Consider the following 25,520-nt stretch of genomic DNA (forward strand, 5'->3'; position numbering starts at 1 on the left):
GGTTGAAACTCAGTGATATCGCCCAGTTGGCCGGTGTGTCCGTTACCACCGCCAGCTATGTCATCAATGGCAAGGCAGAACAACAACGTATCAGCAGCGCCACCGTCGAGCGCGTGCGCGCTGTCGTCGAACAACATGGCTTTACGCCCAATCCCCAGGCTGCCGGGCTGCGCAGTCGGCACACCCGCACCTTGGGTTTCATTCTGCCGGACCTGGAAAACCCCAGTTACGCACGAATCGCCAAACTGCTGGAACAAGGCGCCCGGGCTCGCGGCTATCAGCTGCTGATCGCCAGCTCCGACGATGCGCCGGACAGCGAACGGCAATTGCTGAAACTGTTCCGGGCCCGACGCTGCGATGCATTGATCGTTGCCAGTTGCCTGCCGGCCGGCGATGACAGCTATCGCCAATTGCAGGCCAAGGGCATTCCGATCATCGCGATCGACCGGGTCATGGAGCCTGAACATTTCTGTTCGGTAATCAGTGATGACCGCGAGGCCAGCCTGCAACTGACCCGCAGTCTACTGGACCCGCTGCCCAAGCAGATCGCACTGATCGGCGCACGCCCCGAACTGAGCATCAGCCAGGAGCGGGCGGGCGGTTTCAAAGAAGCGTTGGCCGGGTTCAAAGGCGAGGTGCTGATCGAGCACGGCGAATCGTTCAGCCGTGAGTGCGGCAAACAGTTGATGGAAGAACTGCTACAGCGTCTGGGTCATTTGCCGGATGCGCTGGTGACCACGTCCTACGTGCTGCTTCAGGGCGTATTCGATGCCTTGCACGACTTCCCGCTCAAAACCCGCCCGCTGCGACTTGGCACTTTCGGCGACACGCAGCTGCTGGACTTCCTGCCGCTGCCGGTCAACGCCATGGCCCAGCAGCATCAACTCATCGCCGACAAGTCCTTGGAACTGGCGCTGGCCGCCATCGAGCAATCGGATTACCGACCTGGCGTGCAGGCCATCGCGCGGACCTTCAAGCAGCGTATTCGCCAGGACTGAACCGTGGAGCTGATCGACAGCCACACTCATCTGGATTTTCCGGACTTCGACGAGGATCGTCAGGCGCTGCTGGCCGAGAGCCGCGCCCTCGGAGTGCGGCGGATGGTGGTGCTGGGGGTTTACAACGCCAACTGGCAGCGCGTCTGGGATCTGGTGCAAAGCGCCCCCGATCTGTATGCGGCGTTCGGTTTGCATCCGGTGTATCTGGATGATCATCGTCCCGAAGACCTGACGGCACTCGGCGACTGGCTGAGCCGTCTAGCGGGCCATCGACAGTTGTGCGCGGTGGGCGAGATCGGTCTGGATTACTTTATCGAAACCCTGGACCGTGAACGTCAACAGGTACTGTTCGATGCGCAACTGCAACTGGCGGCGGACTTCAATCTTCCCACGCTGATTCATGTGCGACGCAGCCACGCGGCGGTGATTGCCACGCTTAAACGGTTTCGCTTGAAACGCGCGGGGATCATTCATGCCTTCGCCGGCAGCAAAGAAGAAGCCCGCGAATACATCAAGCTCGGTTTCAAACTGGGTCTGGGGGGTGCCGCGACCTGGCCTCAGGCGTTACGCATGCATCGTGTGCTTGCCGAATTGCCGCTTGAATCAGTGGTACTGGAAACCGATTCTCCGGACATGGCGCCCGCCATGTTCCCCGGCCAACGCAACAGCCCGGCGCACCTACCGGCAATCTGCTCGGCACTGGCCGGGATCATGGCGATCAGCCCTGAGCAATTGGCCGCTGCCAGCACGGCCAATGCCTGTGAGCTGTTCAACTGGTAATCAGTCGGAGTGGGCCTTGGCGGCCTCCAGCGTCAGCGTCATGTGCTGCCGATGCCGGGCAAACCGCATGACGGCGAAATAGACGAAAATCGCCAACAGCGAAAAATTCAGCTGCTCCACGACACTGAACATCCCGATCCACTCCAACACCAACGCCACCAGCAACGCGGTGCAAACCATGACCAACGTGCTCGCCTGCAGCAATGCCAGGGAGTCGAGGGACTTGAAGCGCTTGATCTGTTTCGGATCGTTCAGTTGCAACGCTTTCTGGCAGTGGGAACACGCGAACGCTTCGTTGATTGCAATGGCGTTAAGTTGCCAGGGCTCGAGCACAAGTGTGCTCGCGCAATGAGCGCAATGACCCTGGATTCCAATCGTTGCAGCAGACATAACCAAGCCTCCTCAGGGCAGGTCCAAGTGATTGATCTTCCTTGATTAAAGACGAAAAGCCAGACGACGGAGGAAAACAGGAAAAATACCACCAGCAATTGAAACAAGTACTACAGACTGTTCCGATCAAAAATGCCTGCGGCGGTCCTGAAACCGCCATTGGCCGCTTGAGTCATCACACCCGGAACGCGCTGATCAGTTGCTTCAACTCCACCACCTGAGCCGACAACGCACGACTGGCGTCCTCGGTCTGGTGCGCACCGTCGGCGGTGCGTTCGCCCGCGCGGTTGATCTCTACGATGTTCTGATCGATGTCATGGGCCACGGCGGTCTGCTGCTCTACCGCGGCGGCGATTTGCTGGTTCTGATCGACGATCATGCCGACGGCACCGAGGATGTTTTCCAGCGCTTGCTGAACCTTTTCCGACTGCCCTACCGTGCCGTTGGCCATCTGATGACTGATACCCATCGCCTTCACCGCAGCGCCGACACCGCTGTGCAGCTTGGCGATCATCTGCTCGATTTCCTCGGTCGATTGCTGAGTGCGCTTAGCCAAGGTTCTGACCTCATCGGCCACCACTGCAAAACCACGCCCCTGTTCACCGGCCCGAGCGGCTTCGATGGCGGCGTTGAGGGCCAGAAGGTTGGTCTGTTCGGCGATGCTCTTGATCACCTCCAGCACGCGACTGATTGACTGGCTATCGCTGGCCAATTGATTGATCACCAGCACCGACTGGTCGATCTCACTGGCCAGTGCAGCGATGCTGCCCTGCTGGGACTCCACCAGCCCGCGACCGCTGATGGTCTCATCGTTGACGCTATGAGCGCTGCTGACCGCTGCCGCAGCACTGCGTGCCACCTCAAGGGAGGTGGCGGACATCTGGTTCATGGCCGTGGCTACCTGCTCGATCTGCGTGCGCTGCCCCGCCACCGCCTGGTTGCTCTGGGCGGAAACGTTCTCCACCTGTCCGGCCTGGCGCTCGACCTCACTGACGGTCTGGCCGACCCGCTCGATCAGGTCATGAATTTTCTTCACGGTGCCGTTGAATACCTCGCCCAACTCGCCCAGTTCATCGCGACTGTTGGCACGGAAGGTCACCGTCATGTCGCCGGCCGCGACCTTGTCCATCACCGCGCCTAGACGCTTTAGGGTGGTGCGGGTCGAGGCGTAGAAGCCGCCGTAAAGGTAAAAAATCAGCACAAACACCGCCGACAGCGCTACGGCCTGCAAGACCATGTGGGTGCGGTTCTGTTCCAGTCGCTGTTGCAACTGGGCGCCGAGAAACTTCAGGGTGGCTTCGTTGAGTTGGTAGGTCTGGTCCATCAGGCCCGTGACCTGATCGTAAAAGCCCTGCCACGGCGCATCCAGCGTGTCGGCCATCACTACCTGCTCTTCGAACAGCTCACTGGCCTTTTTCAATGATGCCTTGCTGCTATCGGCCTGAGCCGCCAGGGTTTCCCGTGCTGCTTTGCTGGAACCCAGCGCGTCCTGCAACTTCAGGGCATATTCGGCGTGCAGTTTTTCGATCTGCGCCAGCAACTCATCAAAACGGGTACTCGATGCCGAGTTGAGAAAGCCCTGCCCCAGCGAAAAAGAGCCCATCGCCCGGCCTTCGCCCAGAAGCTGGCTCACGGGCGGGGTGACATTGGTAATGAGTTCGCTCAGCTGGCGCATGTCGCTCTGGGTATCGCGGCTGAGGCCGGCCTGACTGGCGATGATCTGGCTGAAAATTTGCGCGTTGCCGAGTAACTTGCCGATCATCGCGCTTTTGCTTTGCAGGGAGTTTTCCGCTTGCTGGGCCTTGAACGCGGCGATCATTTCATCGCGCTTGCCATCGAAAACGATGATTTGCTCGGGGTCTGCGGTCATCGCCGTCAGCCCTTGCAAACGGGTCAGCACACTTTGCCCCAGGGTACTGATCTGCGACTCGACATTGCCGGCCTTGCCGGACTGACCAAGGGTGACGTTGATCTGCACCAGGTTGTTCAGGGTTTCCAGATCGCGCCGTAACATCAGGCTGCTGCCCAGCAGGTCGAGGCTCTGCAGCTCGACCCGGGTGCCCTGGAATTCTCGATAAGAATCACGCACCAGATAGAAGTTGGTCACCAGCATCGGCACAAGGAACAGCACGCTGATCAGGCTGAACTTCATGCCAAAGCTCAGGCGATTCATCAGCGCGACGGCGGGATAGAGCAAGCTCTTCACTGGAAGTCTCCCTTTGATTTCTTATTTTTATTGGCAGGCGCGGGTCGACAGCAGATAGCCACTATTCGGCGCCAGCTCTGTATAGCTCAAATCGGAGGGAGGTTTTGTAACTTAAGGTTAACGGGGGGATGCACGCGGACCGGTAGCAGCTGGCGCAGCCTGCGTTCGGCTGCGTAGCAGTCGTCAACTCAGTCACCGCGGTTTGTCAGGCTCACTGCGTAATCAGGATTTACGACTGCTGCGCAGCCGAACGCAGGCTGCGCCAGCTGCTACAGATTTGGTGCACTCAAGGCAGGACGGTCCACAACGCAAAACCGGCGTACCAGAGCACCGCCGCGCGCAGCAGCAGTTCCCAGATCCGGTCGAGGCTGTTGATGCCGTCAGGCCCGACCACCGGTGCCGGGATTTCACCCGCCACCAGCCCGACCTTCTCGATCAATTGGGCGGCGCTGATGTTCCAGTTCAGCAGCTCGTGCAGCATCACCCGGCTGACCGCGACAAAGTTGCCCACCAACGCAAAACTTGCCGCCAGCAAACGCACCGGCACCCAGTCGAACGCATGACGCAGTTTTGTCGCGCGCTCGACTACGGCCGGGTTCTGCCCGTGTTCTTCGGCCAGGGCCAGCAGTCGATAGCTCAGGGCCGCGACCGGCCCCAGCAGGAAGTACCAGAAAATCACCGCGAAAAAGCTCTGATAAGCCTCCCACAGCAAATGCCCTTCGACTCGTTCCAGCAGTTGTTCGCCGCTATCGGCGCAGATACCCACATCGCGGTCCGCTACATGAGCGGCGGCTTGCAGGTCTTCCCGGCGCCAGGCATCGCGAAACGGTCCGAGACCGGCCAACAAATCACCGCGGCCCAGACTGTAAATCACCACCAGCAGGTGCACCGGCAACGCCAGCAGACCGTAAGCCACCGGGTCCAGTACCAGTAACAGAAAACCCAGCAGTGCCGCTGGCAACAACACCAGTATGAGCAAGATCAGCCACGGACTTTTCGCCAGACGCGGACTGACCTCAAGCTTGTTCAGCTCGCGAACCCATCCACCATCGCGCTGAACCCGATGACGCAGGGCCGAGAACTTCTCGATCCAGACCGCCAACAGCAACACCAGAAAACTCATTGTTGTTCCTCTTTTGCCAGGGCCGCACGATAGCGTGCCCAGTCGAACGCAGGCCCAGGATCGGTTTTACGCCCGGGTGCGATGTCGCTATGCCCGCAGATGCGCTGTGCGGTGATGGCCGTGAACGCGCTTTGCAGCTGCCGGGTCAGGGTCGTCAACGCTTGATACTGAGCGTCGGTGAACGGCAGATCATCCGTGCCTTCAAGTTCGATGCCCACGGAAAAATCGTTACAGGTTTCACGCCCTTCGAAACTCGAGACGCCAGCATGCCAGGCACGTTCAAGACAAGAGACAAACTGAGTGACGCTGCCGTCCCGTTCGATCAGAAAGTGCGCAGACACACGCAGGTCGGCGATCCCTTCAAAGTAGGGATGTTCCGTGACATCCAGACGATTCTGGAAAAATTCCTGCACCTTGCCGGTGGCGAATTGCGCAGGCGGCAAACTGATGTTGTGGATCACCAGCAGGGAAATTTCGTCCGAGGGGCGCGCATTGAAGTTGGGCGAGGGGCAAATATCTATGCCCTGACACCAACCGCTCGCGAGGTCCAACTGCATACAGGTTCCTTCAACAACGACTGTGTAGGCGCTCAGTATGCCGCGATAGACCCTCGGGGCGCGATCACTTGCCGCGATTGAGGCGACGCAGATTGCCGATCACCGACTCCAGCGCCCGGTCGAACAGCAAGGTGTCGTCCAGCGCGCGCACCGCGCCACGACGGAATTCCAGCGCCAGACCGGTGCGGCTGCGCTCCAGCACTTTCATCCCAGTGCGATTGACGAAAATGTACTTGCCGGTGGCTTCAATGATCGCCGCCAGCTTGCAGCGAAGGGTGTTGTCCTCGTCTTCCTGAAACTCGACCCAGCACCCCAACCGCAGTTGATCGACCTGAAGCAAACCGGCATCGTCCTCCGGTAAACGAACTGACGCCGTTTCGGCCGGCCCTTCGTCCGCGGTTCGCAGGACGATTTCCTGTAGCACTTGGACCAATACCGGTGTATCGACAGACTGTTCAAGCTTTTGCCCTGGACGTTCGAATAGCTGAACGTGCAAGGTTTCCAGCTCACTGAAAAATTCGCTGGTGGCAAACGGATCGAATGCCGAACCGCTCAGCCCGTCACGCAGCGACTTGAGCAACCCAGGCACCAGACCCAACAAGCGCAGGCTCGCATCAGGCTCATCATGACGTTGCACGCTCCAGATCAATTGCTCCATGGACTGCACATCGGCGTGCCACTCGGCCGACTGATCGCCGTGCTTGAGACAGGTCAGCAGCAGCACCTGGCTCCACGCTTCCTGGACAAACACCACCACCCGCAGCGGCAATACTTTGCCCAACAAGGCCTGATTCAGCACCTGTTCGACGCGCTGACGGGCCAGTTCAGTCCTGGCGCGGCCTTCTTCGGCGTCACGGGTACGTTGCTCCAGCAGCTCACTGCGACGGCGCTCATCGCTCGTGAAAGCGAGAAAATCCGCCAGCATTTCGGAAAACACCGCCGGATCATCGACAAAATCATTCAACAACCGTTGCACGACTTGCTCGATGCGCAGATACAGACTGTCGCGCTCATGGTCATCGCACTCGCCCCAGCCCATGGCTGCGGTGGCAATTTCATTGAGCAGGCGTCGGGCCGGGTGACTGCTGCGGCTGAAGAAGCTCTTGTCGAGCACCGCCACTTTCAGCATCGGGATCTGCAAACGGGCGATCAACGCCTTGAGCGAATCCGGCAGGTTGCGGTCATCGAGGATGCTTTCGAAAAGCATGGCGATCAGGTTGATGACGTCTTCGTCGGCCACCCCGACCACGCGTGACTTGCCACTTTTGACGCTGACCCGGGTCAGCAGTTGTTCGAGCTGGTTTCGAAGATCGAAGTCGTCCTGGGCTGCCGGCGCCGGCACGTATTGCTGCAAGTGCGAGAGCAGTCGCATTAGGTCACGGGTGGAAATCGGCTGTGTCTGGGCACTGGCTTCCAGGGTTGGCGCAACACTGCCACGCACGTGAAACAGCAACTCCTGCAACGCCGCGAAGACTTCCTGCACGCTGTCGTCGATCGGCGGGCCACCGACGCGAGTGTTCGCCTGGGCGAGTTCAGTACCAACGCCGCCAGTCGCACGATCCGTGACCCGACGCGCAGGGTCGGGCTTAAGGTCAGGCAGCACACCGGTGGCGATCAGCAACTGATTGGCTTCAGCGTAGAGCTGATTGGCATCCCTGAGCACATAGCGCTCGAACAGTTTGAGGATGATCAGCTTGACCTTGATCTCCACCCCCAGGTTGCGCCCGGCCTGCAAAAAGTACTCGCAGAGCATCGCCGGCCCCATGGGATTGCGCTGATCGAGGAGTTCCCTGCCCAGCAGTGCGCTGAGTCGGGCGGTCAGTTGGTCCAGGGCGAATCCGTCGCGGTTCAGCACTTTTCTGACCATCGCCTCCACCGCCACGCTACGTTCCATGTCGTCATCGGGCAGCGCCACCGAATCGTCGAAGACCAACGCCATGGGCAAGGCAGACTGAGTGATGTCGTACTGGGTGAGACTGACAAAAGCCGCGAAGAATTGTTCGAGAAAGCCTCGTTCGATGTTTTTGCGCTTGAGGCGCAAGTCGCGCATGGCTTCGAAGAAGAGGTTCTGTTCGACGTCAATGCGGGCCCGGTCGGCCATTTCGAACAGCGTGTCGTCGGCGTTATCGAACAGTTCCTGCAAACCATGCCTGAGCTGTTGAGCGGCCTTGTCGCGAACCTGAAGCAGAATCACAGGCAGGCGGGCGAGCGGCGAGTGAGTCGCCTGGTCGGTAGCAACCTTGTGCAAAGGCACTACATTCCCGTCGTTGTGCATTCAAGCCTCCTGAAACGGTGAGTCTTCGAAGTCGTCAATCCAAATCCACGTCAAAGCCATGACGTCAAAAGCAAGGCGGATTATCTTGCAAAAGATGCCCCCTCTACCAGCAGACTCTGCGTTTCCCATTGAAATAGACGCTTATGGCAGACGCTGACTTAGTGCCGATTACTCAGGCGAATCGACCAAATGCAGGTTTCAGAGCGATGGGAACGCGTCCGACGCCTTGGGTTGCCCAGCGCCATGGCCCTATAATCGGGCCACTTTGTTTGTGGAGTCCGTTATGCCGAATCTACGTCTCGCCGATTTGACCGCCGAAATCGAAGCCAACGTGCGCCGTGCGTTGCTCGAAGACATCGGCAGCGGCGACATCACCGCACAGTTGATCCCCGCCGAACGCCTGGCCAAAGCCACCATCATTACCCGCGACGCTGCCGTCATCTGCGGCACATCCTGGGTTGATGCAGTGTTTCGGCAACTGGACCCACGTGTTGCGGTGCACTGGGAGGTGCGCGATGGCGAGCGGGTGAAACCCAATCAGGTGCTGTTCCACCTCGAAGGCCCGGCGCGCTCGCTACTGACGGGCGAACGCAGTGCACTGAACTTCCTGCAGTTGCTTTCTGGCGTGGCTACGCGCGCGCAGTATCTGGCGGATTACGTTGCCGAGACTCAAGTGAGGTTGCTCGACACCCGTAAAACCTTGCCGGGGCTGCGTCTGGCGCAGAAGTACGCCGTGACGTGCGGCGGGTGCCATAACCATCGCATCGGCCTGTACGACGCCTTCCTGATCAAGGAAAACCATATTGCCGCCTGCGGTGGCATCCCGGAGGCCATCAAAGCCGCGCACAAGATTGCCCCGGGCAAACCGGTGGAGATCGAAGTGGAAAGCCTGGATGAGCTCAAGGAAGCCCTGGCGGCCGGTGCTGACATCATCATGCTCGATGAGTTGAGTCTGGATGACATGCGCGAAGCTGTGCGCCTGAACGGCGGCAAGGCGAAACTGGAAGCCAGCGGCGGTATCAACGAAAGCACGCTGCTGCCGATCGCCGAGACCGGGGTGGATTACATCTCGATTGGTGCGATGACCAAGGATGTGAAGGCTGTCGATCTGTCGATGCGCCTGAGCCTTTGATAACGCCTGTGTGAATGAAAAACGCCAGCCTCGTGAGGCTGGCGTTTTTATCAGACCACCAGATTATTCATCTCGCAGTACTCTTCCCACTCGACGCCCAACACCTCGGCAGCCTCCTTGTGCAGAACAAGGCGCGCAGCCTCGAACTCTTCAGGGGTTGAGGTGTACTTGAGCGTCAGTTCCCACGGCTGCAAGCCCTGAGACTCTGCCTCATCCTCGAATGCCCACTGGATCTGGTCTTTCTGATCGTCGGCGGGCAGGTCCTTGATCTCTTCGGCTAGCTGGGGCGAATCCAGCAAGTACTTCTTCAGCGCTTCTGCGTGTCTGGCTTCTTGGGTCAATTCTTTAACGGTCATGGCGTTCTCTTAGATCTGGGGAATGGAAGATGGATCTGGATCATCAAGGATCTCTCTGACGCAAAAAAACCGCTTGAAGCCCGGTTTATCTGGCCTTCAGAACCATTCGGGATCATCTGAAAACAACGTGTCGCTCGTGCCCGAGACAGGAATCGAACCTGCGACCTTCGCGTTACGAGTGCGCTGCTCTACCAACTGAGCTACACGGGCAGTGGGCTAAACCTAGCACTGACTTTGGGGGCAGGCAACTTCATGACTCGTCTCATTTTTTCGCAGGCAAAAAAATACCCCGCAGCTTTCACTGCGGGGCATTTTTTATAACGTTGAAGCGGTCAGGCGCGGGGAGTGATTAAACGCCCGAAGCCTTGGCAGCTGCTACGTCTTTGATGGACAGCTTGATACGGCCGCGGTTGTCCACGTCCAGTACCAGTACTTCCACTTCCTGGCCTTCTTTCAGGATGTCGGTCACTTTCTCTACGCGAGCGTCGCTCAGCATCGAGATGTGAACCAGACCGTCCTTGCCCGGCAGGATGTTGACGAATGCGCCGAAGTCGACGATGCGCTCAACCTTACCGACGTAGATCTTGCCGATTTCAGCTTCAGCGGTGATACCCAGAACGCGCTGACGTGCTGCTTCAGCCGCTTCCTTGGTTTCGCCGAAGATCTTGATCGAGCCGTCGTCTTCGATGTCGATCGAAGCCTTCGTCTCTTCACAGATCGCACGAATGGTCGCGCCGCCTTTACCGATGACATCACGGATTTTGTCGGTGTCGATTTTCATCGCGATCATGGTCGGAGCGTTTTCCGACAGTTCGGTACGCGACTGGCCAATGATCTGGTTCATCTGACCGAGAATGTTCAGGCGCGCTTCCAGGGCTTGGCCCAGAGCGATTTCCATGATTTCTTCGGTGATGCCTTTGATCTTGATGTCCATCTGCAGCGCGGTAACACCTTTGGCGGTACCAGCTACTTTGAAGTCCATGTCGCCCAGGTGGTCTTCGTCACCCAGGATGTCGGTCAGGATGGCGAACTTCTCGCCTTCTTTAACCAGACCCATGGCGATACCGGCAACCGGAGCCTTCATCGGAACGCCAGCGTCCATCAGGGCCAGGGAAGCGCCGCAGACCGAAGCCATGGAGCTCGAACCGTTGGATTCGGTGATTTCCGACACAACACGGATGGTGTACGGGAATACGTCGGCAGCAGGCAGCATGGCTGCAATCGAACGACGGGCCAGACGGCCGTGACCGATTTCGCGACGACCAGCACCACCCATGCGACCACACTCACCTACCGAGAACGGAGGGAAGTTGTAGTGCAGCATGAACGGGTCTTTTTTCTCGCCTTCCAGGGTGTCCAGCAGTTGTGCGTCACGGGCGGTGCCCAGTGTTGCAACAACCAGAGCCTGGGTTTCGCCACGGGTGAACAGTGCCGAACCGTGGGTCTTTGGCAGAACACCGACTTCGATGTTCAGAGGACGTACGGTCTTGGTGTCGCGACCGTCGATCCGTGGCTTGCCGTTAACGATGTTTTCGCGAACGGTGCGGTATTCGATTTCGCCGAAAGCTGCTTTGACTTCGCTGGACGAAGGCTGGCCTTCTTCACCGGACAGTTTGGCAACAACCTGATCCTTCAGCTCACCCAGGCGAGCGTAACGGTCGGCCTTGATGGTGATGGTGTAGGCGTCGGAGATCGCAGCGCCGAACTCGGAGCGGATAGCGCCCAGCAGAGCGGTAGCTTCTGGCTGAGGAGCCCAGGCCCAGGTTGGCTTGGCAGCTTCAGCGGCCAGTTCTTTAACGGCGTTGATCACCACCTGGAACTCGTCGTGAGCAAACAGTACCGCGCCCAGCATCTGGTCTTCGGTCAGCTCTTTGGCTTCCGATTCAACCATCAACACGGCTTCCGAAGTACCGGCAACGACCATGTCCAGGCTCGAAGCTTTCTGTTGTTCGTAAGTCGGGTTCAGCAGGTAGCCGGTGCTTTCGTGGAACGCAACGCGTGCACAGCCGATCGGGCCATCGAAAGGAATACCGGAGATGGCCAGGGCAGCCGAGGTACCGATCATCGCAGCGATGTCCGGATCGGTCTTTTTGCTGGTGGAAACGACGGTGCAGACAACCTGCACTTCGTTCATGAAGCCTTCTGGGAACAGCGGACGGATCGGACGGTCGATCAGTCGGGAAGTCAGGGTTTCTTTCTCGGAAGGACGGCCTTCGCGCTTGAAGAAGCCGCCAGGGATCTTACCGGCAGCGTAAGTCTTTTCCTGGTAGTGAACGGACAGAGGGAAGAAGCCCTTGCCTGGATCGGCTTGCTTGGCGCCGACCACAGTCACCAATACGCTGACGTCGTCGTCAACGGTGACCAATACTGCGCCGGAGGCCTGACGGGCGATACGGCCAGTCTCGAGGGTAACGGTCGACTGACCGAACTGGAATTTTTTGATTACCGGGTTCACGGTGTCCTACCTTCTTTTGTGGCTCTTGGGGAACTTGTCTTCTTGCGAAATTCTTGGGCAACGCCGGGAATCGGCCCGACTGTCATTGTCCAGGTAAAGCAGGTATCCAGATAAAACTTGAGGCTGGGAGCCTGCCATGCGCCAGCGGGAAACCCACTGACGTACGACAGACAACCAACCTCTAGCGCAATCGCTTATTAGCGACGCAGACCCAGGCGACCGATCAGAGCCTGGTAACGACCCAGATCCTTGCCTTTCAGGTAGTCCAGCAGCTTACGACGCTGGTTTACCATGCGGATCAGACCACGACGGGAGTGGTGATCTTTACCGTTGGCCTTGAAGTGACCTTGCAGCTTGTTGATGTTGTGGGTCAGCAGTGCAACTTGCACTTCTGGCGAACCAGTGTCACCAACAGCTTGCTGGTAGTCAGCTACGATTTGAGCTTTTTCTTGAACGTCGAGAGCCATGAGGCAATCCTTTTATCAGGAAACTGTTTCAAAGAAACAGCTTCAACAGGCCAGGGACAAATCCCTGTATCTAAAAATGAGTAGTGACCGTGCCTGTTAACAGCCACCCTCGTTCGGTCATTCTGACCGAATCAGTCGACGTGGCGCGATGCGCCCGTCTTCGCTCACTTCACCGATACCGATGAAGCGACCATTGTGATCCTGTACCCGTACCATGCCGAACTTCGGTGCATCCGGGGCTCGTACCGGTTGGCCGTTAAGCCAGTAGAACGAGCTGTGCTCCGAGAACTGCAACAATGGCCAATCCAGCAGGCCGCTGTCCGAGGGCATCAAAAAGCGGTCGACCGCTTCGTTGCCGCCTTCGGCATGTACCGCTTCCAACTCTTCCAGCGTGACTGTCTGGGCCAGCGTGAAAGGCCCGGCCTGGGTACGTCGCAGTTCAGCAACGTATGCGCCACAACCGAGTTGCTCACCGATATCCTCCACCAGGGTGCGGATATAGGTACCTTTGGTGCAATCCACTGCAAGCCGCGCAGTATCACCTTCAAAGGCCAGTAATTCCAAGCGCGTAATAGTAACAGAACGCGGTTCGCGCTCCACTACTTCACCTGCTCGAGCCAGCTTGTACAACGGCTGGCCATCACGTTTGAGCGCCGAGTACATGGGCGGTATCTGACTGATTTGCCCACGAAATTTCGGCAGTACCGCTTCGACATCGGCGCGACCAACGGTCACCGGGCGCTCCAGCAACACATCACCTTCGGCATCGGCCGTGGTGGTGGTCTTGCCCAGTTGCGCCAGGGTTTCGTAACCCTTGTCGGAATCGAGCAGGTATTGCGAAAACTTGGTGGCCTCACCGAAGCACAACGGCAACACGCCGGTGGCCAGCGGATCGAGACTGCCGGTGTGCCCGGCCTTCTCGGCGTTCAGCAACCAGCGAACCTTCTGCAACGCCGCATTGGAGGTGAACCCCAGTGGCTTGTCGAGCAGGATGATGCCGCTGACGTTACGACGGATACGTTTGACCTGAGCCACCGATTACTCCTTGGTGTCTTCGGCTTCTGCCGCAACCGGATGCTGATTGTCTTCAGCTACCGCTCGTTCGATCAATGCCGACAGATGAGCACCACGCACGACGCTTTCGTCATAGTGGAAGTGCAACTGCGGAACGCTGCGCAACTTCATTTCGCGAGCCAACTGCATGCGCAGGAAACCGGCGGCGGAGTTGAGCACCTTGATGCTTTGCGCGATGTCTTCGGCGTTGTCCTGACCCATCACGGTGATGAAGATCTTGGCGTGACCGACGTCACGGCTGACTTCAACAGCGGTAATGGTGACCAGGCCGACGCGCGGGTCTTTGACTTCACGACGGATCAGCTGTGCCAGCTCACGCTGCATCTGATCGCCGATACGTTGGGTACGGCTGTATTCTTTTGCCATGTCTTGTTACCTGTTACTGCCCCACGGTGAAACCCGAAGGGTCTGAAAGCGGCAAACGCCCGGCCTGACAAAAGCCAGACCGGGCGTTGCGTTTAGAGTCCTGACGCTGCGCCGCGCATCTGCATGCGGCGGCTCATCGCGGCCCTTGAAGTGCGCGAGTTAGAGGCTGCGAGCAACCTGAACCTTCTCGTAGACTTCGATCTTGTCGCCAGCTTTGACGTCGTTATAGCTCTTGACGCCAATACCGCATTCCATGCCGGCACGTACTTCGGAAGCGTCATCCTTGAAGCGGCGCAGGGATTCCAGCTCGCCTTCGAAGATAACGATATCTTCACGCAGTACACGGATCGGACGGTTACGGTGAACAACACCTTCGATAACCATGCAACCGGCGATCGCGCCAAACTTCGGCGAACGGAACACGTCACGCACTTCAGCGGTACCCAGGATGTTCTCGCGAACATCGCTGCCCAGCATACCGGTGAGGGCTTTCTTGACGTCTTCGATGATGTCGTAGATCACGTTGTAGTAACGCATATCCAGACCTTCCTGCTCGACGATCTTGCGAGCGCCAGCATCGGCACGCACGTTGAAGCCAAACAGTACAGCGTTGGAGGCCAGTGCCAGGTTGGCGTCGGATTCGGTGATACCACCGACACCGCCACCGACAACACGCACTTGCACTTCGTCGTTACCCAGGCCGTTCAAGGCACCGTTCAACGCTTCCAGCGAACCACGGACGTCGGATTTGAGGACGATGTTGAGCGTCTTCTTCTCTGCCTGACCCATGTTCTCGAAGATGTTTTCAAGCTTGCCAGCGTGAGCACGGGCCAGTTTGACTTCGCGGAACTTGCCTTGACGGAACAGAGCCACTTCACGGGCTTTCTTCTCGTCCGACAGCACGCTCATCTCGTCGCCAGCGTCCGGGGTACCGTCCAGGCCGAGGATCTCGACAGGGATGGAAGGACCGGCTTCCTTGATTGGCTTGCCGTTCTCGTCGAGCATGGCACGTACACGGCCATAGTTCGAACCGACCAGCACCATGTCGCCTTGGCGCAGGGTACCGTCTTGAACCAGAACGGTTGCAACCGGGCCACGACCTTTGTCGAGACGCGATTCAACCACGACGCCACGGCCAGGAGCCGAAGGAGTCGCTTTCAGTTCCAGAACTTCAGCTTGCAGCAGAACAGCTTCAAGCAGCTCGTCCACGCCAGTACCGACTTTCGCCGAAACCGATACGAACGGGGTGTCGCCGCCCCACTCTTCCGAAGTCACGCCGTGAACCGACAGTTCGCTACGGATGCGATCGAGATCAGCGCCCGGCTTGTCGATTTTGTTCACTGCAACAACCAGTGGAACACCGGCAGCCTTGGCGTGCTGGACCGCTTCAATGGTCTGCGGCATTACGCCGTCGTCCGCTGCAACGACCAGGATCACGATGTCAGTGGCCTTGGCACCACGGGCACGCATTGCGGTAAACGCGGCGTGACCCGGGGTATCGAGGAAAGTGACCATGCCGCGATCAGTTTCAACGTGGTACGCACCGATGTGCTGGGTGATACCGCCGGCTTCGCCAGCAGCTACCTTGGCACGACGGATATAGTCGAGCAGCGAGGTCTTACCGTGGTCAACGTGGCCCATTACGGTCACGACTGGCGCACGGGAGAACGTCTCACCTTCAAACTTCAGGGACTCTGCCAGGGAGTCTTCCAGGGCGGTGTCGCTGACCAGGGTCACTTTGTGGCCCAGTTCTTCGGCTACCAGTTGAGCAGTTTCCTGATCAAGCACCTGGTTGATGGTCGCTGGAGTACCCAGTTTGAACATGAACTTGATGATTTCAGCAGCCTTGACCGACATCTGATTGGCGAGATCGCCAACAGTGATGGTCTCGCCGATCTGCACATCACGCACGACAGGGCCGGTTGGGCTCTGGAAACCGTGGGCGTTGCGTTTTTTCAGCTTGGCCTTGCCGCGACCACCACGACGGAAGCCATCGCTTTCTTCGTCGGTAGTACGTGGAGCAACGCGTGGAGCAGGCGCTTTCTCTTTGACCGAAGCACGATGCGGAGCGTTTTTGCGCTCACCATCGCCACTGCCACGACGACTGTTATCGTCGGCACGTGGTTTGTCCGGACGGCGCTGTTCGTTCTGCTTGTTGCGAACATCGGCAGACGGCGCTGGGGCAGCAGCCACAACCGGCGCGCTTTCACGTACTGGCTCGGCAACTGCAGCAGGTGCTGCAACGGCGTCGTTAGTAGCGGATTGCGCAGCAGCAGGCTGGCGACGCGCCTCTTCTTCGGTGCGACGCTTGGCTTCTTCTTCAGCCTTCTGACGTGCAGCATTTTCTACTGCGCGACGTTCTTCCAGTTCGCGTTTGCGCTCGGCTTCGATTTCTTCCGGGCTGCGCTGTACGAAAACTTTCTTTTTACGCACTTCAACACTGATGCTTTTGCTGCCAGCAACACGCAGGGTGCTGGTGGTTTTACGCTGCAGTGTGATCTTGCGTGGTTCTTCCACTTTCGCCTTGTGGCTGCTTTTCAAGTGAGTCAGCAAAGATTGCTTCTCACTGTCAGTCACATGTTCTTCGGCGGCGGTGTGCGGCAGACCTGCCTCACGCATCTGCTGCAACAGGCGCTCTACCGGTGTTTTGACCTCATCGGCCAGTTGTTTCACCGTGACTTGCGTCATGCACTTCTCTCCTCAGGCCGCGCCTAATTACTCGAACCAGTGGGCTCGGGCGGCCATGATCAACTTGCCGGCACGATCATCGTCAATGCCGTCGATGTCGAGCAGGTCGTCAATAGACTGCTCGGCCAGGTCTTCGCGGGTAATTACGCCGCGCACCGCCAGTTCCATCGCCAAATCCTTGTCCATACCCTCAAGCGAGAGCAGGTCTTCGGCCGGATGGGCGTCTGCCAGCTTTTCCTCAGTAGCGATGGCTTTGGTCAACAAACGATCCTTGGCGCGAGCGCGAAGCTCGTTGACGGTTTCTTCGTCAAAGCCGTCGATGTTGAGCATTTCTTCCAACGGTACGTAGGCAATCTCTTCCAGGCTGGTAAAGCCTTCATCTACCAGCACCTGTGCCAGGTCTTCGTCGACTTCCAGCTCGTCGATGAAGTTGCGCAGGATGTCGCCGGTTTCTGCTTGCTGCTTAGCCTGGATGTCCGATTCGGTCATCACGTTCAGGGTCCAGCCAGTCAACTGGCTAGCCAGACGCACGTTCTGACCACCCCGACCAATGGCCTGAGCCAGATTGTCTGCGCCAACGGCGATGTCCATTGCATGGGCATCTTCGTCAACGATAATTGCCGCCACTTCAGCCGGCGACATTGCATTGATCACAAACTGAGCAGGGTTGTCGTCCCACAGGACGATGTCCACGCGCTCACCGCCCAATTCGCCCGACACTGCCTGGACGCGCGAACCGCGCATACCGATGCAAGCGCCTTGCGGGTCGATGCGTTTGTCCTTGGAGCGGACCGCGATCTTGGCGCGCGAACCCGGGTCACGGGATGCTGCCATTACTTCGATCAGGCCTTCAGCGATTTCCGGCACTTCGATGCGGAACAACTCGATCAGCATTTCCGGCGCAGTACGCGACAGGATCAGCTGCGGGCCGCGATTCTCGGTGCGGATTTCCTTGAGCAGCGCACGCAGACGCACGCCAACCCGGAAGGTTTCGCGAGAAATGATGTCTTCGCGAGCCAGCAACGCTTCAGCGTTGTTGCCCAGGTCGACGATCACGTTGTCGCGGGTCACTTTCTTCACGGTGCCGGAGATGATTTCCCCCAGGCGCTCGCGATAGGCATCAACAACTTGAGCACGCTCGGCTTCGCGAACTTTCTGCACGATGACTTGCTTGGCAGTCTGTGCAGCGATGCGGCCGAACTCGATGGATTCGATCTTTTCTTCGACTACATCGCCAACCTGCGCACCAGGATGCGTTTCTGCAACCTTGCTCGGCCAGGTTTCGATGGCCGGATCATCCAGGTCTGCTTCTTCGACGACAGTCCAGCGACGGAATGTCTCGTATGCACCGGTGTGGCGATTGATTTCCACACGCAGATCGACTTCGTCCTCGAAACGTTTTTTGGTAGCAGTGGCCAGAGCCAGCTCCAGCGCTTCAAAAATTACGTTTGCCGGTACGCCCTTTTCATTGGATACCGACTCAACAACCAGCAGTACTTCTTTGCTCATCGTACGCCTCGCCTTTCGCAAGCCATTGGATCCGCGGGATCCGCGTCTCAGTCAAAACTGGGAATAATGTTGGCCTTGTCGATCATATCGATCGGCAACAGGAACTCATGGTCTTCTACCTGCACCACGACGTCCTGCTCTTCTACACCGCGCAGAAGGCCCTGAAAGTTGCGTCGGCCTTCAAAAGGCGAGCGCAGCTTGATCTTCACTTGTTCACCGGCAAATTTTGCAAACTGCTCAATAGTGAACAGCGGGCGTTCCATGCCAGGCGAGGAAACTTCAAGGGTGTATTCAACGGCGATTGGATCTTCAACATCCAGAACACCGCTGATCTGACGGCTGACAATGGCACAATCGTCCACCAGCACGCCGCCCTCTTTATCGATATAAACGCGCAACATTGAGTGGCGACCTTGAGCCGAAAACTCAATACCCCAGCATTCATAGCCTAGGGCCACGACCACCGGGGCCAGCAAGGCCTGCAACTCTTCTAGCTTGCTCGACACCTGAACCCCCTCGTGCATGTATGTGCATGCTGTGCAAAATAAAAAAATGGGCGAAACGCCCATCCTTGAAACGCCGTCGAACAGCGGCGTTGAAAGTGTCCAGCTAACAAAAAGCCCCTTAAAAGGGGCTCCTTAAACTGGTTGCGGGGGCCGGATTTGAACCGACGACCTTCGGGTTATGAGCCCGACGAGCTACCAGACTGCTCCACCCCGCGACAAAGCTGGGGCGGAAGTATACGACCGATCCCTGACAGGGTCAATGTAACCTTCCACCTACAAGAAAGCCCGCAACAGCGGGCTCTCCTGATAATTGGTACCGAGAAGGGGACTCGAACCCCTACACCCTATGGGCACAACCACCTCAAGGTTGCGTGTCTACCAATTCCACCACCTCGGCAATACTACGCTTGAAACCCTTCTTACTTTTGCTCTTGAGCTGGAGGTACGTCAGTCGCTGGAGTAGCCGACTTTTGCTCTTGAAGCACCGGGACATCATCAGAAGCCGGTTGTTGCTTTGGAACTTCCAACACTGCCGGGCTTGGCAAACCTGCTTGAGTCAGCTGGTGAGCTTTCTCTTTAGCAAAGTAACCTAACCCTAAGCTGGTTATGAAGAAACCGGCGGCAAGTATAGCAGTAAACTTACTAAGAAAGGTAGAGGAACCTTGGCTTCCGAACACAGTATTTGAAGCACCTGCTCCGAAAGACGCGCCAGCATCCGCACCTTTACCCTGCTGCAGCAATACCAGAGCAACTACGCCCAATGCACCCAGCAGATGAAAAACGACTACGACTGTTTCCAGCATTTTTTCAGTTTCCCGCGGCGCGACAAATCGCACCGAACTCATCTGCATTCAGGGAAGCCCCACCAATGAGCCCCCCATCGATATCCGGCATGCCGAACAGTTCGACCGCATTGGCCGCCTTCACGCTGCCGCCGTATAGAAGCCGCACACCTTGTGCAACCTCAGAATTCTCTGCCGCCAACTGAGCGCGAATGGCTGCATGCACATCCTGCGCCTGTTGCGGCGAAGCAGTCAGTCCGGTACCAATGGCCCAGACCGGCTCGTAAGCAATTACTGCTTTTGCAAAAGCACCGACACCCAACTCCTCTATGATACTGCCTAGCTGACGCCCGACAACTTCTAGAGTTTTTCCAGCTTCGCGCTCTTCAAGGGTCTCCCCTATGCACAGCACCGGAATCAAGCCACATGCCTGTGCCGCTGCGAACTTGCGAATCAGCATTCCGTCCTGCTCGCCCATTATCTGGCGGCGCTCGGAGTGCCCGACAAGCACCAGGGAACAACCTGCATCCACCAACTGACTCGGCGCAATCTCACCGGTCAATGCACCTTGCATGGATTCCACCGCAGAATTCTGCGCGCCGACCGAAATCGACTTTCCTTCCAAGCCATCAATCACTTGATTGATATACAAGCAAGGCGGGAATACCGCGACATCAACACCGCTCGGCAAGGCCAGATGACGAAGGCCATTGATCAGCTCAGCGACGCTGGCGCGGGTACCGTGCATCTTCCAGTTACCAGCTACCATAGGGCGACGCATGCTGTACCTCGTCGGTCAAAGTGGGCGCAGATGTTACCCAACACAATCATGACTGGCAAGCCGAAATCAGGCAGAAACTTCAGTAACCAGTTTTGCCAGCTCTTCGGCGTAGCCGCGAACCTGTGTTTCGTCCTCGCCTTCGACCATGACCCGCACCAGCGGCTCCGTCCCGGACTTGCGCAACAGCACGCGCCCACGACCAGCCATAGCCTTGGTAACGCGCTCACTTGCCTCCTTGACGGACGGATGATCAAGAGGGCTCGCACCACCGCCGAATCGTACATTGATCAGCACCTGAGGGCACTTGCGCAGCGCCTGACGCGATTGCGCCAGCCCCTCGGAGCGGGTCTTCAACGCCATCAATACCTGCAATGCGGCAATGATCGCGTCACCGGTGGTGGTGTGGTTGAAGCAGACAATGTGGCCCGAATTTTCACCACCCACCAGCCAATCGCGCTCCAGCAACTCGGAGATTACGTAACGGTCGCCAACATTGGCCCGCACAAAAGGAATTGCCAGATCCGCCAGGGCCAATTCCAACCCCAGGTTACTCATCAGCGTACCGACCACACCGCCCTGCAACTTGCCGTGCTCATGCAGGTCGCGAGCAATGATAAACAGCAACTCATCACCGTCGACAACAGTACCGGTATGATCAACCATCTGAACGCGATCACCATCACCATCAAAGGCGATACCCAAATCAGCATGCTCGGCCAATACAGCAGCTTGCAGCGGCCCCATATGGGTCGAACCGCAATTTTCATTGATGTTCAGGCCGTTAGGATGAGCAGAAAGTACAACGACATCGGCCCCCAGCTCACGGAATACACTAGGCGCCACCTTATAGGTCGCGCCGTGGGCGCAGTCGATCACGATCTTGAGGCCTGCGAAGCTGGTACCAGTCGGGACGCTGCTTTTGCAGAATTCGATATAGCGGCCTGAAGCATCGTTGATGCGCGATACCTTGCCGATCTTGCTCGACTCAACCACGGTCATCGGGGTGTCGAGCAACTCTTCGATCATATGCTCGACTTCATCAGGAAGCTTGGTGCCCTTCCCGGAGAAAAACTTGATGCCATTGTCATCGTGAGGGTTGTGCGAGGCACTGATCACGATGCCCGCTTCGGCTTGGAAGGTACGAGTCAGGTAGGCGATGGCAGGTGTCGGCATCGGGCCCAGGAGCATGACATCGGCACCTGCCGAAGTAAGTCCGGCCTCGAGCGCAGATTCGAACATATAGCCGGAGATCCGAGTGTCCTTGCCCACCAACACCTTGCAGGCGCCCATTTTGCGGAACGCCATACCAGCAGCCCAGCCGAGCTTGAGCATGAAGTCAGGAGTAATCGGATATTCGCCGACCCGACCACGAATGCCGTCGGTGCCAAAGTATTTCTTAGTCATAAGTGCTCCATCATTCTTATTCGGCTGATTCCACTGCGGCGATCATTCGCACCACATCGACGGTTTCGGCCACATCATGGACGCGCAATATACGCGCCCCCTTGACCGAAGCCAGCGCTGCGAGCGCTAGACCACCATACAGACGCTCTCCAACCGGACGATTCAATGCCTGACCTATCATGCTCTTTCGCGAAACCCCGACCAACAGGGGCCGCCCCAAGGCATGCAGGGCCTCCATATGCTTGAACAAGCTTAGATTGTGCTGCAAGGTTTTTGCGAAGCCAAAGCCCGGATCAAGGATGATCCGGTCCGCTGTAATTCCTACCGACGCACACTGAGCCATGCGCTCGGCGAGAAACTCGCCCACCTCTTTCGTGACGTCCTGATACTGCGGATTGTCCTGCATGTCGCCCGGCTCACCGAGCATATGCATCAGACAAACCGGCAGGCCAGTGGCCGCGGCCGCATCCAGAGCGCCATCGCGCCGCAGCGAGCGCACGTCATTGATCAACCCCGCGCCAATTCGTGCGGCTTCGCGCATGACAGCTGGCGTGGACGTGTCGACCGAGATAATTACATCCAGCTCGCGGTGTATTCGCTCGACGACTGGAGCTACGCGCTCAAGCTCTTCCAACGGTGAAACCACCCTGGCACCTGGCCGGGTCGATTCACCACCGACATCAATCAACGTCGCGCCGGCCGCCACCATGGCCTCAGCGTGGCGCAAGGCCGCATCGAGCTGGCTATATTGGCCGCCATCAGAGAAGGAATCGGGAGTGACATTGAGAATACCCATGACGTGTGTCAGGGCCAAATCAAGAACCCGATTGCCGCAAGGCAACCGGGTCGAGGACTGAACAGAAGTCATTTCAAACCTTAAACGTCAGCAGCCGGACCGCCGATCGGTGTTTCCGGACGCGGATCCTGCGCCACCGGAGGAGTTCCGGAGGTACCGGTGCCACCTGACCAGTCGCGAGGTTCACGAGGCGTACGACCCGCCATGATGTCGTCGATCTGATCAGCGTCGATCGTTTCGTACTTCATCAAGGCATCAGCCATGGCGTCGAGCTTGTCACGGTTATCGGTGAGGATCTGCTTGGCCGTGCCGTAGCACTGATCAATGATGCTGCGCACTTCGGAGTCGATCAACTTGGCTGTTTCACCGGAGAAGCTTGCACCCTGACCGCCACCGCCGCGACCGAGGAACACTTCACCCTCTTCTTCTGCGTACATCAGCGGGCCGAGTTTTTCCGACAAGCCCCACTTGGTTACCATGTTCCGCGCAATCTGGCTGGCACGCATGATGTCGTTTGACGCACCGGTGGTGACGCCGTCGAAGCCCAAGGTCATTTCTTCAGCAATACGACCGCCGTACAACGAGCAGATCTGACTGATCAATGCACGCTTGGACAGGCTGTAGCGATCTTCTTCCGGCAGAAACATGGTCACACCCAGCGCACGACCGCGCGGGATGATCGACACCTTGTAGACTGGGTCATGTTCAGGCACGACGCGCCCAACAATAGCGTGACCTGCCTCGTGGTAAGCGGTGTTCTGCTTCTCTTTTTCGGACATGACCATGGATTTGCGCTCAGCGCCCATCATGATCTTGTCTTTTGCCAATTCGAACTCTTTCATTTCGACGATGCGCTTGCCGGCACGGGCCGCGAACAAGGACGCTTCGTTCACCAGGTTAGCCAGGTCAGCACCGGAGAAACCAGGGGTACCACGAGCGATCACGGCCGGAGCGACATCGTCACCCATTGGCACTTTTCGCATGTGAACCTTGAGAATCTGCTCGCGACCACGGATATCCGGCAGACCGACGACAACCTGACGGTCGAAACGGCCCGGACGCAGCAACGCAGGGTCCAGTACGTCCGGACGGTTGGTTGCCGCGATGACGATAATGCCGTCGTTCATTTCGAAGCCGTCCATCTCTACCAGCAACTGGTTGAGAGTCTGCTCGCGCTCATCGTGACCGCCACCCATCCCGGCGCCACGGTGACGACCGACGGCGTCGATCTCATCGATGAAGATGATGCATGGTGCGTGCTTCTTGGCCTGCTCGAACATGTCACGAACACGACTGGCACCGACACCCACAAACATTTCGACAAAATCGGAACCAGAAATAGTGAAGAACGGTACTTTTGCTTCGCCTGCAATCGCTTTGGCGAGCAACGTTTTACCGGTCCCTGGAGGACCCACCATCAGCACACCGCGAGGAATGCGACCGCCCAGACGCTGAAACTTGCCCGGATCACGCAGGAACTCGACCAGCTCACCGACTTCTTCCTTGGCTTCGTCGCAACCGGCAACGTCACCCAAGGTGGTTTTCACCTGATCTTCGGAGAGCAGGCGCGCCTTGCTCTTGCCGAAGCTCATCGGCCCGCCCTTGCCTCCGGCACCACCCTGCATCTGCCGCATGAAGAACATGAATACGGCGATGATCACCAGGATCGGGAAGCTTGCAACCAGGAGTTGAGTCCAGATGCTTTGCTGCTCAGGCTGCTTGCCTTCGACCACAACGTGGTTATCCACGAGGTCGCCGATCAGACCGTTGTCCTGGATTGCAGGACGAATGGTCTTGAAGCTGTCGCCATCGTTGCGTTTGCCGGTAATCACGTAGCCGTCAACCGCTACGCGCTCGACCTTTCCATCCTTGACCTGCTGGATGAAGTCGGAATAGTTGAGGGTCTGCGGCTCGTTAGGGCTGGAGAAGTTGTTCATAACTGTCACAAGGACAGCCGCGATGATCAACCACAGGATCAGATTCTTTGCCATATCGTTCAATTAACTACCCTCTGAAGCAAGCTCCGCTAATGGCGCGCGCTTCGCATGATATTCACCGGCCTAACTTACTACATTACCTACGGCTCTGGCAGGCGCCGTCTGTAACCCTTTGTGAAACACTTTCTACACAATATTCGCTAATGCTCACGGGGCGAAATACGAAAATCCTATCGACCCGCAAAAAAACCTCGATTTACTCACTACGGCCGCGGTAGCCCCAAGCCAGCATGTATTGCTCGCGGGAACTGCCACGGGAAGAGTCCGGCTTGATCATCTGGACCTTGTCGAATTTCTGACGAACGTCCTTCACGTAAGCATCAAACCCTTCACCCTGAAACACCTTGATCACGAAATTACCACCCGGCTTGAGTATCCGAGCCGCCAGATCAAGAGCCAGCTCACATAGAAACATGGCTTTTGGCATGTCCACCTCAGGCGTACCACTCATATTGGGGGCCATATCGGAAATCACAAGGTCCACCTGCGAATTACCCACGGCTTCAAGGATCTGAGCGAGCACTTCGTCCTGGGTGAAGTCACCCTGGATGAAAGTCACGTCCGGAATGCTGTCCATTTCCAGGATGTCCGAGGCGATCAGGCGCCCCTGACCACCGATCAGCCGACTAGTGACCTGCGACCAGCCGCCGGGCGCCGCTCCCAGGTCGACAACACTCATACCTGGACGGATCAGTTTGTATTTCTCCTGGACCTCCAGAAGCTTGTAACTCGCACGCGAGCGGTAACCATCCTTCTGCGCCTGCTTCACATAGGGATCATTGACATGTCTTTGCAGCCATTTAAGGCTTGTCTTGGAACGGGCCACGGGCCACCTCGAAAATAAAACGGGTCGTGATTAACTGGGCGGTCCCGGACTC

22 protein-coding genes and 3 tRNA genes are annotated in these 25,520 nt (G+C 57.7%); 3 read left to right on the forward strand and 22 right to left on the reverse strand.

Translation table 11 applies throughout. From position 1 onward, the window contains the following. Nucleotides 1-2: 2 nt before the first annotated feature. Nucleotides 3-998, forward strand: a complete 996-nt coding sequence (gene cra / locus MO767_RS07575; protein WP_282480020.1) for a catabolite repressor/activator — start codon at nt 3-5, stop codon at nt 996-998. 3 nt (nt 999-1,001) lie between these two features. Next, the gene (locus MO767_RS07580) at nt 1,002-1,778 is read left to right on the forward strand and encodes a TatD family hydrolase (protein ID WP_282480021.1); all 777 of its coding nucleotides are present in this window, start codon (nt 1,002-1,004) and stop codon (nt 1,776-1,778) included. Here the strand turns inward: MO767_RS07580 and MO767_RS07585 are convergent, their stop codons facing one another. The 5 genes from MO767_RS07585 to MO767_RS07605 form a co-directional block, all read right to left on the reverse strand. Further along, complete coding sequence (locus MO767_RS07585) at nt 1,779-2,168, reverse strand: hypothetical protein (protein ID WP_282480022.1); 390 nt, start codon at nt 2,166-2,168, stop codon at nt 1,779-1,781. Between the two features lie 175 nt (nt 2,169-2,343). After that, on the reverse strand, nt 2,344-4,374 hold the full coding sequence (locus tag MO767_RS07590) for a methyl-accepting chemotaxis protein (RefSeq protein ID WP_282480023.1): 2,031 nt from the start codon (nt 4,372-4,374) through the stop codon (nt 2,344-2,346). A 286-nt stretch (nt 4,375-4,660) separates the two neighbouring features. Continuing rightward, on the reverse strand, nt 4,661-5,497 hold the full coding sequence (ampE, locus tag MO767_RS07595; RefSeq protein WP_282480024.1) for a regulatory signaling modulator protein AmpE: 837 nt from the start codon (nt 5,495-5,497) through the stop codon (nt 4,661-4,663). Further along, a complete protein-coding gene (gene ampD, locus MO767_RS07600) occupies nt 5,494-6,054 on the reverse strand; it encodes a 1,6-anhydro-N-acetylmuramyl-L-alanine amidase AmpD (RefSeq protein ID WP_282480025.1) in 561 nt (186 codons plus the stop codon). Before ampD ends, ampE begins: the two co-directional genes overlap by 4 nt. Nucleotides 6,055-6,118: 64 nt before the next feature. Next, nucleotides 6,119-8,329, reverse strand: coding sequence for a DUF1631 domain-containing protein (locus tag MO767_RS07605; protein ID WP_282480026.1), 2,211 nt, complete (start codon nt 8,327-8,329; stop codon nt 6,119-6,121). A 283-nt stretch (nt 8,330-8,612) separates the two neighbouring features. Here MO767_RS07605 and nadC point away from each other — a divergent pair, with 283 nt between their 5' ends. Then, entirely contained in the window at nt 8,613-9,461 is an 849-nt protein-coding gene (nadC, locus tag MO767_RS07610; RefSeq protein WP_282480027.1) for a carboxylating nicotinate-nucleotide diphosphorylase, read from the forward strand. Nucleotides 9,462-9,511: 50 nt separating this feature from the next. Here the strand turns inward: nadC and MO767_RS07615 are convergent, their stop codons facing one another. From MO767_RS07615 to rlmE, 17 genes are all read right to left on the reverse strand, one after another. Next, a complete protein-coding gene (locus tag MO767_RS07615; protein WP_111450461.1) occupies nt 9,512-9,817 on the reverse strand; it encodes a DUF6388 family protein in 306 nt (101 codons plus the stop codon). A 137-nt stretch (nt 9,818-9,954) separates the two neighbouring features. Then, nucleotides 9,955-10,027, reverse strand: a tRNA-Thr gene (locus tag MO767_RS07620). A 139-nt stretch (nt 10,028-10,166) separates the two neighbouring features. Beyond that, complete coding sequence (pnp, locus tag MO767_RS07625) at nt 10,167-12,272, reverse strand: polyribonucleotide nucleotidyltransferase (protein WP_149630783.1); 2,106 nt, start codon at nt 12,270-12,272, stop codon at nt 10,167-10,169. Nucleotides 12,273-12,469: 197 nt separating this feature from the next. Continuing rightward, the gene (gene rpsO / locus MO767_RS07630) at nt 12,470-12,739 is read right to left on the reverse strand and encodes a 30S ribosomal protein S15 (RefSeq protein ID WP_003176135.1); all 270 of its coding nucleotides are present in this window, start codon (nt 12,737-12,739) and stop codon (nt 12,470-12,472) included. Between the two features lie 117 nt (nt 12,740-12,856). Next, the gene (truB, locus tag MO767_RS07635; RefSeq protein ID WP_008149014.1) at nt 12,857-13,774 is read right to left on the reverse strand and encodes a tRNA pseudouridine(55) synthase TruB; all 918 of its coding nucleotides are present in this window, start codon (nt 13,772-13,774) and stop codon (nt 12,857-12,859) included. A 3-nt stretch (nt 13,775-13,777) separates the two neighbouring features. After that, nucleotides 13,778-14,179, reverse strand: a complete 402-nt coding sequence (rbfA, locus tag MO767_RS07640; RefSeq protein WP_008149016.1) for a 30S ribosome-binding factor RbfA — start codon at nt 14,177-14,179, stop codon at nt 13,778-13,780. A gap of 159 nt (nt 14,180-14,338) precedes the next feature. Continuing rightward, nucleotides 14,339-16,867 carry a translation initiation factor IF-2 gene (infB, locus tag MO767_RS07645; protein ID WP_282480028.1) on the reverse strand — a complete coding sequence of 843 codons (2,529 nt, stop codon included), beginning with the start codon at nt 16,865-16,867 and terminating at the stop codon, nt 14,339-14,341. Nucleotides 16,868-16,894: 27 nt separating this feature from the next. Next, nucleotides 16,895-18,376 carry a transcription termination factor NusA gene (gene nusA / locus MO767_RS07650; protein ID WP_008024459.1) on the reverse strand — a complete coding sequence of 494 codons (1,482 nt, stop codon included), beginning with the start codon at nt 18,374-18,376 and terminating at the stop codon, nt 16,895-16,897. 47 nt (nt 18,377-18,423) lie between these two features. Next, entirely contained in the window at nt 18,424-18,882 is a 459-nt protein-coding gene (gene rimP, locus MO767_RS07655; RefSeq protein WP_010463487.1) for a ribosome maturation factor RimP, read from the reverse strand. A gap of 138 nt (nt 18,883-19,020) precedes the next feature. Beyond that, nucleotides 19,021-19,097: transfer RNA gene (locus tag MO767_RS07660), tRNA-Met, on the reverse strand. Between the two features lie 96 nt (nt 19,098-19,193). Then, a tRNA-Leu gene (locus tag MO767_RS07665) sits at nt 19,194-19,279 on the reverse strand. Nucleotides 19,280-19,301: 22 nt separating this feature from the next. Next, nucleotides 19,302-19,685 (reverse strand): preprotein translocase subunit SecG, encoded by a 384-nt coding sequence (secG, locus tag MO767_RS07670; protein ID WP_282480029.1) that lies wholly within the window; start codon nt 19,683-19,685, stop codon nt 19,302-19,304. Nucleotides 19,686-19,689: 4 nt separating this feature from the next. Next, complete coding sequence (gene tpiA / locus MO767_RS07675; protein ID WP_282480030.1) at nt 19,690-20,445, reverse strand: triose-phosphate isomerase; 756 nt, start codon at nt 20,443-20,445, stop codon at nt 19,690-19,692. Between the two features lie 66 nt (nt 20,446-20,511). Beyond that, nucleotides 20,512-21,849 (reverse strand): phosphoglucosamine mutase, encoded by a 1,338-nt coding sequence (glmM, locus tag MO767_RS07680; RefSeq protein WP_033058120.1) that lies wholly within the window; start codon nt 21,847-21,849, stop codon nt 20,512-20,514. Between the two features lie 16 nt (nt 21,850-21,865). Then, nucleotides 21,866-22,717 (reverse strand): dihydropteroate synthase, encoded by an 852-nt coding sequence (gene folP / locus MO767_RS07685; RefSeq protein WP_282480031.1) that lies wholly within the window; start codon nt 22,715-22,717, stop codon nt 21,866-21,868. Nucleotides 22,718-22,725: 8 nt separating this feature from the next. Continuing rightward, nucleotides 22,726-24,636 (reverse strand): ATP-dependent zinc metalloprotease FtsH, encoded by a 1,911-nt coding sequence (gene ftsH / locus MO767_RS07690; protein ID WP_033053619.1) that lies wholly within the window; start codon nt 24,634-24,636, stop codon nt 22,726-22,728. 202 nt (nt 24,637-24,838) lie between these two features. Then, a complete protein-coding gene (gene rlmE / locus MO767_RS07695; protein WP_129438608.1) occupies nt 24,839-25,468 on the reverse strand; it encodes a 23S rRNA (uridine(2552)-2'-O)-methyltransferase RlmE in 630 nt (209 codons plus the stop codon). Nucleotides 25,469-25,520 lie beyond the last annotated feature (52 nt).

It is taken from the genome of Pseudomonas sp. UYIF39 (assembly GCF_029963765.1).
In the GTDB taxonomy this organism is placed as follows: domain Bacteria; phylum Pseudomonadota; class Gammaproteobacteria; order Pseudomonadales; family Pseudomonadaceae; genus Aquipseudomonas.

Bases quoted from the DNA above. Each gene is read 5' to 3' on its own strand.
- MO767_RS07585 (WP_282480022.1), bottom strand. From the start codon at position 2,168: ATGTCTGCTGCAACGATTGGAATCCAGGGTCATTGCGCTCATTGCGCG.
- ampE (WP_282480024.1), bottom strand. From the start codon at position 5,497: ATGAGTTTTCTGGTGTTGCTGTTGGCGGTCTGGATCGAGAAGTTCTCG.
- ampD (WP_282480025.1), bottom strand. From the start codon at position 6,054: ATGCAGTTGGACCTCGCGAGCGGTTGGTGTCAGGGCATAGATATTTGC.
- MO767_RS07605 (WP_282480026.1), bottom strand. From the start codon at position 8,329: ATGCACAACGACGGGAATGTAGTGCCTTTGCACAAGGTTGCTACCGAC.
- nadC (WP_282480027.1), top strand. From the start codon at position 8,613: ATGCCGAATCTACGTCTCGCCGATTTGACCGCCGAAATCGAAGCCAAC.
- MO767_RS07615 (WP_111450461.1), bottom strand. From the start codon at position 9,817: ATGACCGTTAAAGAATTGACCCAAGAAGCCAGACACGCAGAAGCGCTG.
- rpsO (WP_003176135.1), bottom strand. From the start codon at position 12,739: ATGGCTCTCGACGTTCAAGAAAAAGCTCAAATCGTAGCTGACTACCAG.
- rbfA (WP_008149016.1), bottom strand. From the start codon at position 14,179: ATGGCAAAAGAATACAGCCGTACCCAACGTATCGGCGATCAGATGCAG.
- infB (WP_282480028.1), bottom strand. From the start codon at position 16,867: ATGACGCAAGTCACGGTGAAACAACTGGCCGATGAGGTCAAAACACCG.
- nusA (WP_008024459.1), bottom strand. From the start codon at position 18,376: ATGAGCAAAGAAGTACTGCTGGTTGTTGAGTCGGTATCCAATGAAAAG.
- secG (WP_282480029.1), bottom strand. From the start codon at position 19,685: ATGCTGGAAACAGTCGTAGTCGTTTTTCATCTGCTGGGTGCATTGGGC.
- tpiA (WP_282480030.1), bottom strand. From the start codon at position 20,445: ATGCGTCGCCCTATGGTAGCTGGTAACTGGAAGATGCACGGTACCCGC.
- glmM (WP_033058120.1), bottom strand. From the start codon at position 21,849: ATGACTAAGAAATACTTTGGCACCGACGGCATTCGTGGTCGGGTCGGC.
- folP (WP_282480031.1), bottom strand. From the start codon at position 22,717: ATGACTTCTGTTCAGTCCTCGACCCGGTTGCCTTGCGGCAATCGGGTT.
- ftsH (WP_033053619.1), bottom strand. From the start codon at position 24,636: ATGGCAAAGAATCTGATCCTGTGGTTGATCATCGCGGCTGTCCTTGTG.